Origin of the sequence: Polaribacter sp. KT 15 (assembly GCF_900143115.1) — a bacterium.
Classification (GTDB): Bacteria; Bacteroidota; Bacteroidia; order Flavobacteriales; family Flavobacteriaceae; genus Polaribacter; species Polaribacter marinaquae.
Window position 1 is genome coordinate 445,235 of the sequence record NZ_LT670850.1, and the last position, 17,586, is coordinate 462,820.

At 29.6% G+C, this 17,586-nt stretch carries 20 protein-coding genes; 7 read left to right on the forward strand and 13 right to left on the reverse strand.

Annotated elements, in window-relative coordinates:
• The 6 genes from B5464_RS02125 (at position 1) to B5464_RS02150 (ending at position 5,004) form a co-directional block, all read left to right on the forward strand.
• Positions 1-309, forward strand: coding sequence for a hypothetical protein (locus B5464_RS02125; RefSeq protein WP_079737003.1), 309 nt, complete (start codon positions 1-3; stop codon positions 307-309).
• 1 nt (position 310) lies between these two features.
• Positions 311-682, forward strand: a complete 372-nt coding sequence (locus B5464_RS02130; protein ID WP_079737004.1) for a hypothetical protein — start codon at positions 311-313, stop codon at positions 680-682.
• Positions 660-1,577 carry a GyrI-like domain-containing protein gene (locus B5464_RS02135; protein WP_079737005.1) on the forward strand — a complete coding sequence of 306 codons (918 nt, stop codon included), beginning with the start codon at positions 660-662 and terminating at the stop codon, positions 1,575-1,577. The genes B5464_RS02130 and B5464_RS02135 overlap by 23 nt, the downstream gene beginning before the upstream one ends.
• A gap of 97 nt (positions 1,578-1,674) precedes the next feature.
• On the forward strand, positions 1,675-3,831 hold the full coding sequence (locus tag B5464_RS02140; RefSeq protein ID WP_079737006.1) for a TonB-dependent receptor: 2,157 nt from the start codon (positions 1,675-1,677) through the stop codon (positions 3,829-3,831).
• 103 nt (positions 3,832-3,934) lie between these two features.
• Positions 3,935-4,354, forward strand: a complete 420-nt coding sequence (locus tag B5464_RS02145) for a DUF2141 domain-containing protein (RefSeq protein WP_077809779.1) — start codon at positions 3,935-3,937, stop codon at positions 4,352-4,354.
• Positions 4,355-4,383: 29 nt separating this feature from the next.
• Positions 4,384-5,004, forward strand: a complete 621-nt coding sequence (locus B5464_RS02150; RefSeq protein ID WP_079737007.1) for a hypothetical protein — start codon at positions 4,384-4,386, stop codon at positions 5,002-5,004.
• Between the two features lie 52 nt (positions 5,005-5,056).
• Here the strand turns inward: B5464_RS02150 and B5464_RS02155 are convergent, their stop codons facing one another.
• The 12 genes from B5464_RS02155 to kynU form a co-directional block, all read right to left on the reverse strand.
• Positions 5,057-5,476 (reverse strand): hypothetical protein, encoded by a 420-nt coding sequence (locus tag B5464_RS02155; protein ID WP_079737008.1) that lies wholly within the window; start codon positions 5,474-5,476, stop codon positions 5,057-5,059.
• Positions 5,476-6,558: an amidohydrolase family protein gene (locus B5464_RS02160; RefSeq protein WP_079737009.1), complete on the reverse strand. Its 1,083-nt coding sequence runs from the start codon at positions 6,556-6,558 to the stop codon at positions 5,476-5,478. Before B5464_RS02160 ends, B5464_RS02155 begins: the two co-directional genes overlap by 1 nt.
• 3 nt (positions 6,559-6,561) lie before the next feature.
• On the reverse strand, positions 6,562-7,089 hold the full coding sequence (locus tag B5464_RS02165) for a 3-hydroxyanthranilate 3,4-dioxygenase (protein ID WP_079737010.1): 528 nt from the start codon (positions 7,087-7,089) through the stop codon (positions 6,562-6,564).
• 15 nt (positions 7,090-7,104) lie between these two features.
• The gene (locus B5464_RS02170; RefSeq protein WP_079737011.1) at positions 7,105-7,674 is read right to left on the reverse strand and encodes a hypothetical protein; all 570 of its coding nucleotides are present in this window, start codon (positions 7,672-7,674) and stop codon (positions 7,105-7,107) included.
• A 63-nt stretch (positions 7,675-7,737) separates the two neighbouring features.
• Entirely contained in the window at positions 7,738-8,514 is a 777-nt protein-coding gene (locus B5464_RS02175; protein ID WP_079737012.1) for an SDR family oxidoreductase, read from the reverse strand.
• Positions 8,515-8,564: 50 nt separating this feature from the next.
• Positions 8,565-8,783 (reverse strand): DUF6500 family protein, encoded by a 219-nt coding sequence (locus B5464_RS02180; protein ID WP_079737013.1) that lies wholly within the window; start codon positions 8,781-8,783, stop codon positions 8,565-8,567.
• Positions 8,776-10,218, reverse strand: coding sequence for an aldehyde dehydrogenase (locus tag B5464_RS02185; protein ID WP_079737014.1), 1,443 nt, complete (start codon positions 10,216-10,218; stop codon positions 8,776-8,778). The genes B5464_RS02180 and B5464_RS02185 overlap by 8 nt, the downstream gene beginning before the upstream one ends.
• Positions 10,219-10,222: 4 nt before the next feature.
• Entirely contained in the window at positions 10,223-10,630 is a 408-nt protein-coding gene (locus tag B5464_RS02190) for a RidA family protein (RefSeq protein ID WP_077809788.1), read from the reverse strand.
• Between the two features lies 1 nt (position 10,631).
• Entirely contained in the window at positions 10,632-11,150 is a 519-nt protein-coding gene (locus tag B5464_RS02195; RefSeq protein WP_079737015.1) for a DUF1697 domain-containing protein, read from the reverse strand.
• The gene (locus B5464_RS02200) at positions 11,151-12,557 is read right to left on the reverse strand and encodes an NAD(P)/FAD-dependent oxidoreductase (RefSeq protein WP_079737016.1); all 1,407 of its coding nucleotides are present in this window, start codon (positions 12,555-12,557) and stop codon (positions 11,151-11,153) included.
• Between the two features lie 14 nt (positions 12,558-12,571).
• Positions 12,572-12,913 (reverse strand): hypothetical protein, encoded by a 342-nt coding sequence (locus B5464_RS02205; RefSeq protein WP_079737017.1) that lies wholly within the window; start codon positions 12,911-12,913, stop codon positions 12,572-12,574.
• 3 nt (positions 12,914-12,916) lie between these two features.
• Positions 12,917-14,212: a kynureninase gene (gene kynU, locus B5464_RS02210; RefSeq protein ID WP_079737018.1), complete on the reverse strand. Its 1,296-nt coding sequence runs from the start codon at positions 14,210-14,212 to the stop codon at positions 12,917-12,919.
• Positions 14,213-14,322: 110 nt separating this feature from the next.
• Between kynU and B5464_RS02215 the strand changes: the two genes are divergently transcribed.
• Positions 14,323-15,510 (forward strand): SH3 domain-containing C40 family peptidase, encoded by a 1,188-nt coding sequence (locus B5464_RS02215; RefSeq protein WP_079737019.1) that lies wholly within the window; start codon positions 14,323-14,325, stop codon positions 15,508-15,510.
• A gap of 79 nt (positions 15,511-15,589) precedes the next feature.
• On the opposite strand, the gene serA is transcribed toward B5464_RS02215, so the two are convergent.
• Positions 15,590-17,482 carry a phosphoglycerate dehydrogenase gene (gene serA, locus B5464_RS02220; protein ID WP_079737020.1) on the reverse strand — a complete coding sequence of 631 codons (1,893 nt, stop codon included), beginning with the start codon at positions 17,480-17,482 and terminating at the stop codon, positions 15,590-15,592.
• Between the last annotated feature and the right edge of the window lie 104 nt (positions 17,483-17,586).

The following is a 17,586-nucleotide window of genomic DNA, read 5'->3' on the forward strand; positions in this document are numbered from 1 at the left end:
ATGGCTTCTAAAAGAATCGTAAAATGCCCTAATTGTGGTGTATTTAATACAAACAGAGAGTACTGTAAGAATTGTAACACCTTAATTTCTCATCAAAAAAAGAGAGAATTAAAAAAACAAGCAGTTGCACAGCAAGAAATAGAAAAAGTAATTTACGAAAAAGAGAATCCTAATTTAGCAGAAAGGCTTAAAAATCATTCAAATATTTTTTATAGAATATTCGGTTGGATTTTATATTCTGTAATTACAATTGTTAGTTTAATTGGCGCTGGTTTGGCTTGGTTAATAGCAATGGTTGCTGCTGGTTAACATGAAAAAACTATTATTTTATTATTTTATCTTCTCTTTAACTACAGGTACAACTGTTTATTTTTTACAATATTTTTCTGTACCATTACCAAAAATTATTCGATATTATTTAAATGATTTTTTAATAATACCAATTGTTTTATACAGTTGTTTGGTTGTGCTAAAATGGTCTAGGAATGATAAAAATTTCACTTTAAGTTTAGCAATAATTTTATATTTATGTACACTATATAGTGTATTGTTCGAGTTTGTTTTTCCTAAATATTTAGCAAGATATACCAAAGATTTTATAGATATTATTCTTTATTTTACCAGCGGAATTACTTTTTATATTCTTCAAAAAATACAACATGAATTCAGCAAAAATAGCTAACCATAATATTGCTCGATTAAATAAAGCAATTGTATTTATAGAAAATAATTTATCAGAAAAACTGTCTTTAGATATTATTTCTAAAGAAGTATTTTCTTCTCCTTTTCATTTTCATAGGTTATTTAAGATTGTGGTTGGTGAGACTTTACAAAATTTTATAATTAGATGTCGAATTGAAAAAGCAGCTTCAATTTTAATTCATCAAAGAGAAAAAAGCATTACCGATATTGCCACAATAGTTGGTTTTGAGAGTTTATCTTCCTTCTCTAAATCTTTTAAAAATTTCTACGGAATTTCACCGAACAAATTTAAAACCGAAACTTTACAAAAGTTTATTAAAATATCTAAAATAGAAAGCAAGATTGGTAAAGTTACTGTAACATTTGAACAATATATTTGCAATCTAAACAAAACTATAAATTGGTTAAAGATGAAAACATCACCAGAAATAAAAAAAACACCAAGATTAGATTTAGCATACATTTCTTATAAAGGTAAAATGGAAGCCATTGGCAGTGTTTATAATAAATTGGTAAAATGGGCAACGCCAAAAGGATTGATAAATGAAAAAACTAGAATGGTAACAATTTATCATGATAGTCCTAAAATTACAGACCCAAATAACCTTAGAATGAGCGCGTGCATGGTTTTAAATGATCCGATTGATTTGGATGGAGAAATTGACCTTAAAATTTTAAGTCCAACAAAATGTATTGTTTCTAGGTTAGAAATTACGCCACATCAATTTCAGCAAGCTTGGGAAGCTTCATTTGCTTTTATGGTAAAAAACGGTTACGAAAAATCGAATGTAGATCCTTTTGAAATCTATTATAATAATGCTGCAGAGCATCCAGAGAACAAGTTTATTGTAGATTTATGTATTCCTATCAAATAATTTTACAATTCGTCTTTTAAAAATTACAACTCGGTATTTCATTTTATTTTTATAACCGATGTCGTTTCATCTTTGTAATATCAAAAAACCCAAACCGATGAAACGTATTTTATTTTTTCTACTTACAGTAAGTCAAATATCATTATTTGCCCAAACAACAATTTCTGGTAAAGTCACAGATTCTAAAAATTTCCCTATAGAAGGTGCTAACGTGTATTTAGATGGAACTTATGACGGATCTTCGACAAACGAAAAAGGAGAGTTTTCTTTCTCTACATCAGAAAAAGGAAATCAAACAATTGTTATTTCTTATATTTCTTTTGAAACATTTATTAAAACTGCCATTGTTACTTCATTAAAAGATTTAAAAGTAAAACTAAGAGAAGATGTAAATTCTTTAGATGCAGTTACTATTAACGCTGGAACTTTTGAAGCTGGCGAAAAAGCAAAAGTAACCGTCTTAAAACCTTTAGATATTGTAACTACTGCAAGTGCTTTAGGCGATGTTATGGGCGCTCTACAAACCTTACCAGGCACATCTACTGTAGATGAAGATGGTAGATTGTTTGTGCGTGGTGGAGAAGCAGAAGAAACTCAGATTTTTATCGACGGAATGCGAGTATTTACGCCATATGCACCGGCAGCCAGAAATATACCAACCAGAGGTAGATTTTCTCCGTTTTTATTTAAAGGAATTTCTTTTTCTACTGGAGGTTATTCTGCCGAATACGGACAAGCGTTGTCAAGTGTTTTACAATTAAATACTATTGATGAACCTTTGGAAGAAAAAACAGACATCTCTTTTATGACATTGGGTTTAGGTGTTGGAAACACTCAAATTTGGGGTAAAAATTCTTTCAGTATAAATGCTTCATATATTAATCTAGCCCCTTATCAAGCAGCTTTTCCAGATAGAAATACTTGGACCAAACCTGTACAATCTTTAAGCGGAGAAATGGTGTATAGACACAAATTTAAAAATGAATCTTTACTGAAATTATATGGTGCTTTTAGTTATACTTCTTTTGATTTAATTCAAGAGGATATTAACTTCGAAAACGGATTTCAGTTTGGTTTAAAAAATCGAAACTTATATTTTAATGCGTCTTACAAAAATAAATTTGCAAACAATTGGAGGTTAGAAACTGGTTTAAGTTTTACAAACGATTATTCTGATATAAACATTTTTGATGACACAGTTTTAGACAACGAAAACTCAATGCATGTAAAGGTTAAATTGAGAAAAAGGTTTTCTAATAGATTTAAACTAAGCTTTGGTGCTGAATATTTTATTACAAATTTTAATGAAGATTACATTTCTAGCACAAACGATTTTTATGAATTTGATTTTGACAATAATATTTTTGCATCGTTTATAGAAACAGATATTTTCTTTTCTAAAAGTTTAGCTGCAAAAGTAGGTTTAAGATTTGAGAACTCTGAACTTCTAAATGAATTTACCGTTTCTCCTAGAATTTCTATTGCGCATAAAATTAGTAAAAACTCTCAAGTTTCTTTAGCCTACGGACAGTTTTACCAAAATCCGAAAAATGACTATTTAAAATTCAACCAAAATTTTAAAGCAGAAAATACATCGCATGTAATTGCCAACTATCAAGCAACCAAACAAGGTCAAATCTTTAGAATTGAAGCATATCTAAAAAACTACGATAATCTTGTTAAATTTGATGGAAATACACCTGCATTTTCTAGTAATTATAACAATAATGGCAATGGTTATGCAAAAGGTTTCGACATATTCTGGCGACAGAACAGAAAAATTAAAAATACAGATTATTGGGTTTCATATTCTTATTTAGACACAGAAAGAGATTATAGAAATTACCCAACAGCGGCAACACCAAGTTTTGCATCTAAACATAATCTGTCTTTAGTAGCAAAGCATTGGGTCGAAAGTTGGAAAAGTCAACTTGGTTTTACGTACAACTTTGCATCTGGCAGAAACTATACAAACCCTAACAAAGTTGGTTTTTTTAATAATAAAACAAAAAACTACAACTCTTTAAGTGTAAATTGGGCGTATTTAATAGATCAACAAAAGATACTTTACTTTTCTGTAAATAATGTTTTGGGTACTCAAAATGTATTTGGTTATAATTACAAAAACACGCCAGAACCAAACGGAAACTTTAACAGACAAGCAATTATACCAAATGCAGACCGTTTCTTTTTTATTGGTTTCTTCTGGACAATTAGTAATAACAAAAACACAAATCAGTTAGATAACTTATAAAAATTACAATTCGGTTATAAAAAACAACAATTCGGTATGTTTGTTGTTTTAATTTTGAAAAAACATTCGATATTTACAGTGTTAAACAAATTAAAAAAATATTATGAAAAACATTCTTCTAATAATCGCACTTATTTTTACAGGTTTATCAACTACAAAAGCACAAGAATCTACAGTAAATTTAACTATTAATATTTCTGGTTTAAATTCTGATAAAGGAACTTTAATGGTAGGAGTTTACAATAAGGAAGAACTTTTTCTAAAAAAACAATTTAAAGGAAGTCTTGCTAAAATAAAAAATAAAAAATCTGTAGTTATTTTTAAAGACTTACCAAAAGGAGAATATGCCGTTTCTTTTGTGCATGATGAAAATAATAATAAAAAAATGGACACCAATTTCTTTGGAATACCAAAAGAGGATTACGGTTGCTCTAATAACGCTACTGGATTTATGGGACCACCAAAATACAGCGATGCAAAGTTTATACTTTCTGAAGATAAAACAATACACATAGAAATATAAAATTAACCAAACCACAAAAACTTTTTAAAATGAAAAAATCTATTTTAATTATCGCAATTTTCATTGCGACAGGAATTGCTGCGCAAACAAAATATCAAAAAGGAATGCAAAAAGCTTTCTCGCTTTGGAAACAAGGCAAAATGACAGAGAGTTCTCAATTATTTGAAAGAATTTCTAAAGCAGAACCTACAAAATGGTTGCCAGCATATTACACCGCAAACGTAGAGATATTAAGCAGTTTTGGTTTAAAAGACGAAACAGCTTTAAAAGCAAAATTAACAAAGGCTCAAGAATTTTTAGACATTGCAAAAGCTAACTCAGAAAATAACCCAGAAATATTAATTACGCAAGCACTTTTAAATTTAGGATATATTGCTTTTGATGGTCAAAAATACGGAATGACCTTGTCTGGCAAAACAAATCAATTATATGCAAAAGCATTAGAAATTGCACCAAACAACCCAAGAGTTATTTTAGGAAATGCAGAGTGGAATATGGGAACTGCAAAATATTTTGGGCAATCTACAAAACCATATTGTTCTGAAATTAAGCGTGCAATTGAACTTGGTAAAAAAGAAAAAATTGAAATTGAATTTTATCCGAAGTTTATGCAAGATAGAGCTGAAGAAGTTTTAAAACAATGCGAATAACAACATCTAAAACTAATCATAAAAAAAACTTGAGAATATTCTCAAGTTTTTTTTATGCCTTTTTAATTTTATTAGATTCTGGGTCTACATACAATTTCTTTTTACCATTTGGTAATTTTATTTTTGCATCATGAAAAGTACCAAAAATAGTTTTCCCATCAATAACTACAGACTTTCTTGGCTCTAAATACTCATAAATACAATTTCTATAAGCATCTAAATATTTTGGTTGAATACGAGTTAGAAATTCGGAATACACCTCATCAAAATCTTGATCTATTTTAGATTGTAACCATCTATTTACAAAAGTTGTATCTAAATATGTTTTTTTAGAATTTTTACCTTGCATAGATTCTTTAGTAGGTAAATCTTCAAAATTTGAAAACTTACCTCCTCTTCTACTCGAAAAGTCTCCGGTTTCTTTAAATTTAGCTCTAGAGCCAGAAGCTTTTCTAAGTAGCCATTTAGACATTATCCTATAATTTTATTTATTAAGTCTTGTTTGGCTTTCTCATCTTCACCAAAAAGCCATTGTAAAACATTGTCTTCCCAAATTTCTTCTTTTTCACTTTCAGAAATTATTTTTTGATCTATAGCTAAATCTAATATTTTACCAGGATAAGAAGATTGTTTATCACTTTCCATTTCGCCTAAAGGATAAGGATCATCTAAGCCCATTAAAACTTGATTTGTTCCTTGTCTTTTAAACATTAGTTTTAAAGAATCGGTATCGTGTACAAGTGTATCAAAAAATATGTTTTTATGTCCTACAGCTTTTCTAGGATGCGTTTTACCCTCAAACAAATCGGGCCTTCCGTCGAAACCTTGAATTCTTCTTCCCAAATTCATTTGCGCTAATTGCCCACCATGCGCAAAACAAGTTCTAATATTTTTAAAACGCTCTTGCATACCATTTAACGTATAAAAATGATAAGCATCACCACATTGTGCTAACATCCAAATTAAATGAAAACGCCAATTGGTATTTTCTAATTTAATCATCTTATCACCATCATATGGATGAATTTCGATTGCCAACTTGTATTTATCTGCTAGTTCAAAAATTCGATCATTTTCTTCATCAAAAACACAACGCCATTGCCCAATAGAATCCATAAAATGTGTTGGTAAACACAAAACTTTTAAATCTAATTCTTCTACACAACGTTTCATTTCATCTAACGCACCATAAATAAACCCCGGATGCACAACAAATCCGCAAGTAAATTTAGAAGGATGTTCTCTTTGCACTTTTGCGTTAAAGTCATTTTGAAAACGCAATGCTTTTTTCATTTCTTCTAAACGTAAACCATTACCATACAATTGAGAAAGATTTAGAACAACCGCATGGTCTATCTTATTTTTCTCCATCCAAAGTAATTTTTCATCTAAGAAAAAACTAGAATCTGTTACAGGTCGTCGCCAACCTTTTTGTAACATGTGTTTACGCTCATCATCTACCCAAAAAATTTCCTTTTCTTTCATAAATTCAGGAATTTCTTCTGGATAAGGTAATAAATGAGAATGACCGTTAATACGTAATTTGCGTTTCATTTACTATATTTTATTTGGTGCAGACATTACAATACCACAATTACTACAAGTACATTTTTCTTTATCAGAATAGTATTTATCGAAAATTATTGGCATATCAGTTTCGATGTTATCTAAAGGAAATTCTTCTCTATACAATTGGTTTCCGCAATTTTCGCAATACCATTCTAAAGCATCTAACATATCTTCAGATCTTGGGTATTCGATCACCAAACCAACTGTATTTTCTTTTCTTTGTGGTGAATGTGGTACTTTACCTGGTAATAAATAAATATCACCTTCATTAATTTCAACATCAATTTGTTTTCCATCAGAATCTATAATTTTTAAAATCATATCTCCTTCTAATTGATAGAAAAACTCTGGAGTTTCATTGTAATGATAATCTTTTCTATTATTTGGCCCACCAACAACCATTACAATATACTCGCCATTATCCCAAACCTGTTTATTACCAACAGGTGGTTTTAATAAATGACGATGTTCATCAATCCATTTTTTAAAATTTATAGGTTGTACTAAATTACTCATACATTAATTATTATTTTAACAAACAATAGCTTTTGATTGTTTTTTAACTCTTTTTAAAGTGATTGTATTATTCAACTTATTTTTAAAAGAAAAAATACTAATAAGACCTTTTTTACTTTCTAAAACCTCTACAGGAAAAGCAAAATCAGATAAACTATAATTAAAGTTTAAGGCATTCATATTGTACTTATAATTTTCTATTAAACTAGTAAACTCTGTTGCTAATTCTTCTTCTAAAATATAATAATTGCTATACCCTTTTTCATTAATTAATAAAGCCAATTCATTAGACTTAAATCCTAATAAAGAACTCTTTTGAATAGAAATAGCATAACAATTACTATTTAGTTTAATCGCATGATTAGAAACACTATAACCTTCACTTTTTAAATCTGTAATTAAATTACTACATGTTTTTAGAAAGCTACTAGGTAAGCTAGATAATGCCAAGTTGTTGCTAAAACCAGCAAAACTTTTTAAACCTGCATAGGTTTTATAGTTGTTACTTGCTAATGTAGCAGTTGGTGTAATTGATAAAGCACCCGCAGTAATTGCAGATGAAACTAGAAATTTTCTACGATTCATAATATTTTAAAGTTTGGTTAATCATTCTTTAAAGTTAGTGTTTTTAATTTTATGTGAATCGAACTATAAACTTTTTGTTCTACCACCATCAACAGGTACATTAATTCCGTTAATAAAACTTGCGTTTTCACTGGTAAGAAAAACTATAGCCGCAGCAATTTCTTCTGGTTTTGCAAAGCGTTTTGCAGGAGAAGAATTTTTCATGTTTGTTGCAACCTCATCTAATGTTAAGCCTAATTTATTTGCTTTATTTTTAATAATTTCATTTAAACGCTCTGTGTTTGTTGCTCCTGGCAACACATTGTTTACTGTTATACCAAACTGACCGAGTTCATTTGCCATTGTTTTAGACCAACTTGCAACTGCACCTCTAATAGTGTTTGAAACTCCTAAACCATCTAAAGGTTGTTTTACCGAAGTAGAAATTACATTTACAATTCTACCAAAACATTCTTCTTTCATAAACGGAACAAGACTCTGAACCAAAATATGATTGCATTTTAAATGTTGCGTAAAAGCATTTTCGAATTCTTCTATTTTAGCGTTAAAAATTGGTCCGCCAGCAGGACCACCAGTATTATTGATTAAAACATGAAAATTTAAACTAGTACCTTCTAAAACCTCTTTTAATTGATTCGGTTTCGAAAAATCTGCCACCAAATAATTATGTTGCTGATTGTTGCTTGGTAAAACGGATAAAACTTCTTTCAATTTAGTTTCGTTTCTAGCAATAAGTGTAACATTTGCACCTTCTTCTGCTAAAAGAATTGCGGTTGCTTTACCGATACCTTGTGTACTGCCGCAAACTAATGCGTTTTTATTTTTTAAATTTAAATTCATTCTTATAGCTTTAAAAAATCAAATTAATATATTCTTTTAATTCAATTTTATTATTTGTTATCAATCATCATTTGTTTAATCTTAGCTGCTTTTTCAAAATGATCTAGCTGATGTGTTTCAATCCACCAAGTGGCAACTTGCATTAACAACTTCGGATTATCATTTTTGTTTTTGAAAAAAGCATAAAAAGACAAACCAACATTTTCTCCTTTTTTAGCGATTTTATCATCACAAACCTCAATGATTTTTGCTCTTATCACTTTATTCATATTGTAAGCATATATTTTTAGGTTCGGTAAAGAAACGCAAAGCTTCAAAACCACCTTCTCTTCCTATCCCGCTTGCTTTTTGTCCACCGAAAGGTGTTCTTAGATCTCGCATCATCCAAGTATTTACCCAGACAATTCCTGTTTTTAATTGTTTAGAAAACTGCATTGTTCTATTTAAGTTATTTGTCCAAACAGTTGCAGACAATCCATATTTTGTATCATTTGCTAATTCTAAAGCTTCTTTATCAGATTTAAAAGACATTAAAGTTACCACTGGACCAAAAATTTCTTCTTGATTCAATTTACATTTATTGCTACTAACTTCTATAATTGTAGGCTCTAAAAAGTATCCATTTTCACTGTCTTTTACAGTTAATTTATTTCCTCCAAACAAAATTTCACCACCTTCATCCTCTGCAATATCAATATAGCTTTTCACCTTTTCTAAATGTTCTTTAGAAACCAAAGCTCCAATATTTGTATCGCTTTCAGACGGATTTCCTACTTTTAATTCTGATACTTTTTTGATAAAATCTCTTTTAAATTTTTCAAAAATACTTTCTTCAACAAAAATTCTACTTCCGCATAAACAAATTTGTCCTTGATTTGCAAAAGAAGAACGAACTGTGGTTGTTAACATTTTTTCGTAATCGCAATCTGCAAAAATGATATTCGGATTCTTGCCTCCTAATTCTAAAGAGAATTTCTTAAACATTGGTGCTGCAACTTTTGCAATATGAGCTCCTGTTTTTGTACCGCCAGTAAAAGAAATAGCTTTAATTTTAGGATGTGCAACAATTGCTTGTCCCGCACTTGTACCCAAACCATGAACAATATTTAAAACTCCTTTAGGTAAACCAGCTTCTGTACAAATTTCTCCTAAAAGATAACTTGTTAAAGGCGTAATTTCACTTGGTTTAGCTACAACACAATTTCCTGCTGCAATTGCGGGTGCAATTTTCCAAGTAAATAAATATAACGGTAAATTCCACGGAGAAATACAACCAACCACACCAATTGGTTCACGTAAAGTAAAGTTTATAGCATTTAAACCAACGCTTTCATGTGCTTCTGATGAAAATTGTGTAATTGCATTCGCATAAAACTGAAAATTAGCAGCTGCTCTTGGTATATCTATAGCTTTTGCCAAACTTATTGGCTTACCATTGTCTTTAGATTCTGCTTCTGCTAAAAAAGTAACTTTAGTTCTAATTAAATCTGCAATTTTAGATAAGATTTTACTTCTTGTAGCTAAAGTTGTTTGAGACCAGCTTGCAAAAGCATTTTCTGCAGCTAAATAGGCCTTTTCTACATCTTCTATTGTTGAATTAGGAATTTGCCCATACACTTCTCCTTTAGAAGGATTGTAATTATCTAACCAATTGTCTAAAACTGGGTTTGCAAACTCTCCGTTGATGTAGTTTTGTATTTTCATTTGATTAAGCTTGTTTTTTGTAAGCCGTAACCTTAATTTCTACAACCAAATCTGGATGCGGTAATTGATGCACAGCTACTGTAGTTCTTGTAGGGCCAGTTTCTTTGTCAAAAAACTCTGCGTACGCTTTATTGTAACCTGCAAAATCGTTCATATTTACCAAAAAAGAAGAAACATCTACTACATCTTTTATACTTGCCCCAACAGTTTGTAAATTTTTATCTATGTTTTTTAAAACTTCTCTGGTTTGCGTTTCTGCATTTAAAAACTTGGTTCCCATTTCATCAATAATATCTACTCCGGCAATTGTATTATCTGGTCTTCTAGAGCTTGTACCCGATACAAAAATGAAATCTCCAACAACTTTTACATGCGGATAAGCGCCTCTTGGTGTTACTTTTTTTTCTGACATATTACTTTGCTAATTCTGCTAATTTTAATGTAGTTTTTAAATTTCTTGTGGTAGCATTTACATTTAATTTTTTCTCTAGAACATTATTGGTAAGTTTCGTTTTTCCGAAACCGGATTTACAATTTAAATAGACTACATCTTTTACTATTTTATATAAATCTTCACCAATATTTTCAACCTCAATGGTTTCTTTATCAGAAATTTTATCTAAAAATGTGAATGCTACAATTTTTTCATTTTCAAGAGAAAAAGGATAGTTTTTTACAATTTCATTTAACTCTAAAACAGTTTTTACAATTACATGAATATCTAAATCGAACTTTTGTAAAATTCCTTTTTTTATACGTTTAGAAACTTCTAGTTTCGACTGTTCTGAAGTTAGAATTATATTACCGCTTTGAATATATGTTTGTACATTTTGAAATTCTAAATCGTTTAATAATTCTCGTAATGTTATCATCGGAATTTTATTTTTTCCAGACACATTAATTCCGCGTAATAAAACGATATATTTTTTCATTTATAAACCTGCTATTTTATCCTCTTCTAAAATCTCATTTGTTTCTTTAATTACTTTATCTAAAATAACTCCTAGCTCTTGCTTAGTCATGTCTAAATGCGTGTGAATAGTTTCATCAGCAATTAAATTTAACAAAGCTTTATCTTGCGCTCTACCTCGTTTTAAAGCCTCATAATACCCTATGTTTTCATTAAAAGTAACTAAAGAATATTTAGATGAATATTGTTTTGGAAAAGTTTTTTCTAAATCCATTTCAATTTTTCTTTTTTCTTTAAAAAGCGGATTTGCAACATGGTCTTTCATTTCATGAAAATTATCTATCGCCAAATCTGCAATAGCATCTGTATCTTTCTTTCGAGTCTTTTGATATGTTTTAAAAATCGATTTCCAATCTTTTAAATCTTGATTTAAAATTTCATCTAACACAAAAACATCTTCAAAAGAAGCATTCATTCCTTGTCCGTAAAACGGTACAATTGCATGCGAAGAATCGCCAATTAAAAGCGTTTTATTTTGATAAGACCAAGGAGAGCATTTTATGGTTCCTAAAGGACCCGTTGGATTGTTTACAAATTCTTCTTTTATATTAGGAATTAATGCCAAAGCATCTGGAAATTCCTTTTCAAAAAACGTTGTAATTTTTTCTTCGGATGTTAAATTTTCAAAATTATATTCTCCTTCATCATAACTTAAAAACAAAGTTACAGTAAAGCTTCCGTCCATATTTGGCAGTGCAATTAACATAAAATCGCCACGAGGCCAAATATGTAAATGCTCTTTACTAATTTGGTGTTTTCCTGATGAATCTGCAGGAATTTCTAATTCTTTATAACCGTGATTTAGATAATTCTGAGAATAACTAAACAAAAATTTACGTTCTGATATGTAGCTTTTTCTTAGAGAAGAACCTGCACCATCTGCACCAAAAATAACTGCTGCTTCAATAGAAAATTCTTCTTTGGTTTTGTAATCTTTAAAATGTGCAATTTTGTTTTCTATGTCTACATTTTTACATTTTTTATTAAAATGAATGGTTACATTTTCATGTTTTTCTGCTTCATCCAATAAAATTGCATTTAAATCTCCTCTAGAAATAGAATTTATGTATTCATTTTCTCTTCCAGAGTAATTAGAAGAAAAAGTATTACCTTCTCGATCATGCATTAATCTACCATACATTGGTATACAAATTTCGCGCGCTTTCTCTTCCATACCGCATAAGCGCAATGCTTTTAAACCTCTGTCTGATAATGCTAAATTTATACTTCTCCCGGCAGAAATATCAACAGTTCTTAAATCTGATCTGCTTTCGTAAACTTCTACTTTGTAACCTCTTTGGGCGAGTCTTAAAGCAAGTAATGAGCCACAAAGTCCAGCTCCGATTATTAAAATATATTCATTATTCATAAGATACTTTTACCTTAATTAAGTTTATGTTTTAAATATTGATAATCTTCATATTCCAATTGAAATTCAGATAATGAAATCTCTTGCAATTCTTTATTTTCATTTTGAAAACTTAACAAATCACTTTTTGTATTTATCTTTATTTTAGAAAAATCTTGATAGATATGATTTGCTTTTACTTTGTCTTTGACAAAAAATAGAATTCTTTTGTCTGTAATTATCAAATAATCGTTTTCGTCTTTCATAAATAAACTTAAAATACCGAACAATTGATATTTCCAAAAACCAATATCACGTTTTGTTTTTATCTTAACAATTATTTCTTCTCCTTTAATATACTTGTAAAAAAGACCCATTTATTAAATATTATTTTCGGTATGAGTTTCCTTCCCTTTGGAAAGGATTAAGGATAGGAGTTCAACCATTCTGTAAACATCTTCAAAAGAATTATACATTGGTGTTGGAGCACAACGTATAACATCTGGTTCTCTCCAATCTGTAATAATATTGTTTTCGGTTAGTTTTTTATGCAAACTTTTATCGGCATTTTTAACCTGAATAGATAATTGGCAACCTCTTTCTTTAGGGTTTGAGGGCGTAATTATTTTAATATCATCAGAATTAATTTCATTGATTAAAAACTCGAAATAACCTGTTAATTTTTCTGATTTTTCTCGTAAAGCATCCATACCAACCTCATCAAACATATCTAAAGATGCTTTTATTGCAGCCATAGATAATATTGGCGGATTCGATAATTGCCAACCTTCTGCACCTTCCATCACATCAAATGGTTGTCGCATATTAAAACGAGTTTGTTTATTGTGATTCCACCAACCTGCAAAACGTGGTAAGTCTTTATTTTTTGCATGTTTTTCATGTACAAACAAACCTGCTAAACTTCCCGGTCCAGAGTTTAAGTATTTGTAGGTACACCAGGCTGCAAAATCTACTCCAGAGTTATGTAAATCCGGAGAAATATTTCCTGCTCCATGTGCTAAATCAATTCCAACAATACAATTTTTTGCATGCCCAATTTCTGCAATTCTCTTTAAGTCTAAAAACTGACCAGTATAATAATTTACACCTCCAATTAATAACAACGCAATTTCATCTCCTTGCTCTACTACAATTGTTTCTAAATCTTCGATATTTAAAAGTTCTTCGCCTTTTCTTGGTTTCCATTCTATAACATCTTCTTTAGAAAAACCGTGAAATTCTAATTGAGATTGTACAGCATATCTATCCGAAGGAAAAGCATCACTTTCGATAACAATTTTATACTTTGTTTTTGTTGGTCTATAAAAAGAAACCATTAGCAAATGTAAATTGGTTGTAAGTGTGTTCATTACAACAACTTCTAAAGGTTTTGCGCCTACAATTTTCGCCATTTTATCGGTTAAATATTCGTGATAATTTAACCACGGATTTTTAGCTTCAAAATGTCCTTCTACGCCTAAATTTGCCCAATCCTCTAATTCTTGATTTATATAATCTTTGGTAGATTTTGGCTGTAAACCTAAAGAATTACCTGTAAAGTACAACCAATTGTTACCATTTTTATCTTTAGGTATAAGAAATCGATTGCGTAAATAAGAAAGTGAATCTTCTTTATCTTGCTCTTTTGCAAATGCTAAGTTGTTTTGATATTTCATCAATTATAAAAAAATGAGTGTCTTCAAATATAAAACAATCTAAATTTAGAATTAAATTAATCTGAATAAATTACTACCTTTATTTTTTATATAATTAGAAAAATTAAACAATGAAATTTCAAAAATTAGCTATTATATTTTCGCTTTTAATATACATATCTTGTAGCAATAACGGTATTCTTATAACAGGTTTAGAGGGTGTTAGTAAAAGTATAAAAGAACAATATGCACCAGATAAAAGAGTTGCAATTTTTGATATTAATTTTGATAATTCTGATGATAAAATAATTGCTACAGGGATAACAAATTCTAAAGAAGCGTATCAAAAATTAGTTGATAGTTTACAGTCTTTAGATGTTTCTTACATTAATAATATTAGAGTTTTACCAGACACGGTTGTTGGAAATAAAATGTTTGCTGTAGCAAGAAATTCTGTAATAAATATTAGATCTGCACCAAAACATTCTGCAGAGTTAGGCACGCAAGGTTTGTTAGGTATGTCTTTAAAAATTTTAGATAAAGCTGGCGATTTCTATAGAATTCAAACTCCAGATAATTACATTTCTTGGGTTGATAAAGGCGGAATACAGAAAATGAATAAAGGTGAATTCGATACTTGGAATGCTTCTAAAAAAATAATTTTTACAAAGAATTTTGGATATGTTTACAATTCAAAACAACAAAATTCTACAATAGTTTCTGATATTACTTTGGGCGGACTTTTAAAATATCTTTCTGAAGATGCCAGTTTTTATGAAGTTAAATATCCTGACAATAGAACTGGTTTTGTTAAAAAAAGTGAGGCTGTTGTTTATGAAAATTGGTTAAAAAATCTGCAACCATCAAAAGAAAATGTAGAAAAAGTTGCAAAAAAACTAGAAGGTTTTCCTTATTTATGGGGAGGAACTTCTTCTAAAGGAATTGATTGCAGTGGTTTTACAAAAATGGTGTATTTAATGAATGGTTTTGTAATTCCTAGAGATGCTTCACAACAAATTAATGCAGGTAAACAAGTTGACGAAAAACTAAATTTTGAGAATTTAGAAAAAGGCGATTTACTCTTTTTTGGAACTGAAGCTACAGAAACTAAAAAAAGAAGAGTTGTACATGTTGGTATTTGGTTGGGTAATAATAAGCAAGAATTTATACATGCATCTGGCAACGTACATATAAGTTCTATGGATTCTTTACAACCACATTTTGATGCATTTAATAAAAACAGGTATTTAGGTAGCAAACGCTATTTAGGTATAAAAGATAAAGAGATTATCAATCTTAAAGAAGAATTTAAATTCTAAGAAATCGTCTAAAAAAATTAAAAGCCTTTCAATAAAATATTGAAAGGCTTTTTTGTTGTGTTGATTGTGATTTTGATTGTTAATACAGAACTCTAAATCTAATTGTTCCTTCAATTTTTCTTAACTCGTCTATAACTTCTTTATTGTATTCTTTATCTAAATCTGTAATTACATAACCTACTTTAGGATCTGTAGATAAATATTGACCGTTAATGTTTAATTCGTACTCTGCTAAAACCTTATTAATTTTAGCCATTACACCAGGTACATTTTTATGAATATGTAAAAACCTGTGTGCGTTTGTTTGTCTTGGTAAACGAATGTTAGGAAAGTTTACTGCATCAACAGTATTACCAGAATTGATGTATGCCATTATTTTACTTGGTACAAAATCTGCAATATCTCTTTGCGCCTCTTCTGTACTTCCACCAACATGCGGAGTCAAAATAACATTTGGCAATCCTTTTAATTCAGTATAAAATTCTCCGTTTTTTCTTGGTTCAGACGGATAAACATCAACTGCTGTTCCTGCAATTTTACCGCTTTTTAAAGCAGCAACTAAAGCTTCTATATCTACAACAAAACCTCTAGATAAGTTTACCAAATGAGCACCATCTTTCATTTGAGAAATTTCTTTTTCGCCAAAGAAATTTTTATTTGCCGCATTGTCATCAACATGTAAAGTAACAACATCAGAAATTGCTAACAACTCTTCTAAAGTGCTCATTTTTGTTGCGTTTCCTAAAGCTAGTTTATCTTCAACATCATAATAATAAACATCCATACCTAAAGCTTCTGCTAAAACAGATAATTGCTTACCAATATTACCGTAACCAACAATACCTAATTTTTTACCACGAACTTCTTTAGACCCTTCTGCTGTTTTGTTCCATTGCCCATTATGAATTTCTGTACTTCTTTGAAAAACACTACGCATTAACATAATAATTTCTCCAATTGCTAATTCTACAACAGAACGTGTATTACTGTAAGGTGCGTTAAAAACAACAATACCTTTTTCTTTACACGCATCTAAATCGATTTGTTTTGTACCGATACAAAAAGCACTCACAACCATTAATTTTTCTGCTGCATCTACAACTTTTTGTGTAACATTTGTTTTAGAACGAATACCTAAAACATGTACATCTTTAATTTTTTCTATCAATTCATCTTCAGACAAACTTTTAGATACAGTTTCTACAGAAAACCCATCTTTAGATAACTTCTTAAAAGCATCTGGATGTACGTTTTCTAATAATAATATTTTAATTCTATTTTTTGGGTAACTTATATTTCTTGGCAAATCGTTTACGTATAAAAATTCATCTAAATTTGGGGCAATATGGTCTGCGTTTTCTGTTGTTTTTTCTCTAGAAACATTTTCTGTATAAGCAAAAAACTTATCAGCAATACCTGCTTCTCTAGTTACATAATCGCTATAACCATCACCAATCACTTGTATTTCTCCGTCTAAATTCATGTCTTTTAAACACTCAATTTTTCCGTTATGTTTTGATAACGGATTATCAGCGTCAAAACCAATTATTTCTCCGTCTTCTGCAAACGTAAATGTATTTGCATACACGCGTTCAGAAGGAATATTGTATTCTTTAACAATAGGATCTATAAATTCTTTAAATCCGCAGGAAATTACATAAATATCGTCTGCAAAATTCTCAAAAAATTCTTTATTGCTTTCTATAGATTTAGAAACTTGCTTTTTTAATGCGACTACTAAGTTACTTAAATCTGCTTTATTTGCTTTTAATAACTTAATTCTTCTTTCTAAAGATTCTGTAAAAGAAATTTCGCCATCAATACCTAAATTTGTAATATCTATAATTTCTTGAATTATAGCTTCTTTTTTAGGATTATCGGTTAATGTTATTTCGGCTAAAACATCTAAAGCTTCCACTTTAGTAAGTGTGCTGTCAAAATCGAAAATATAGTTTCTTTTTGTAGTGATCATTATAAAAATCTTGATTGATTTATTCTCTGTAAATCTACAAATATAGTGGCTTAATAGAAAGCCGAACTAAAGTTTTATGATATCTATTATAATTAACATCAATA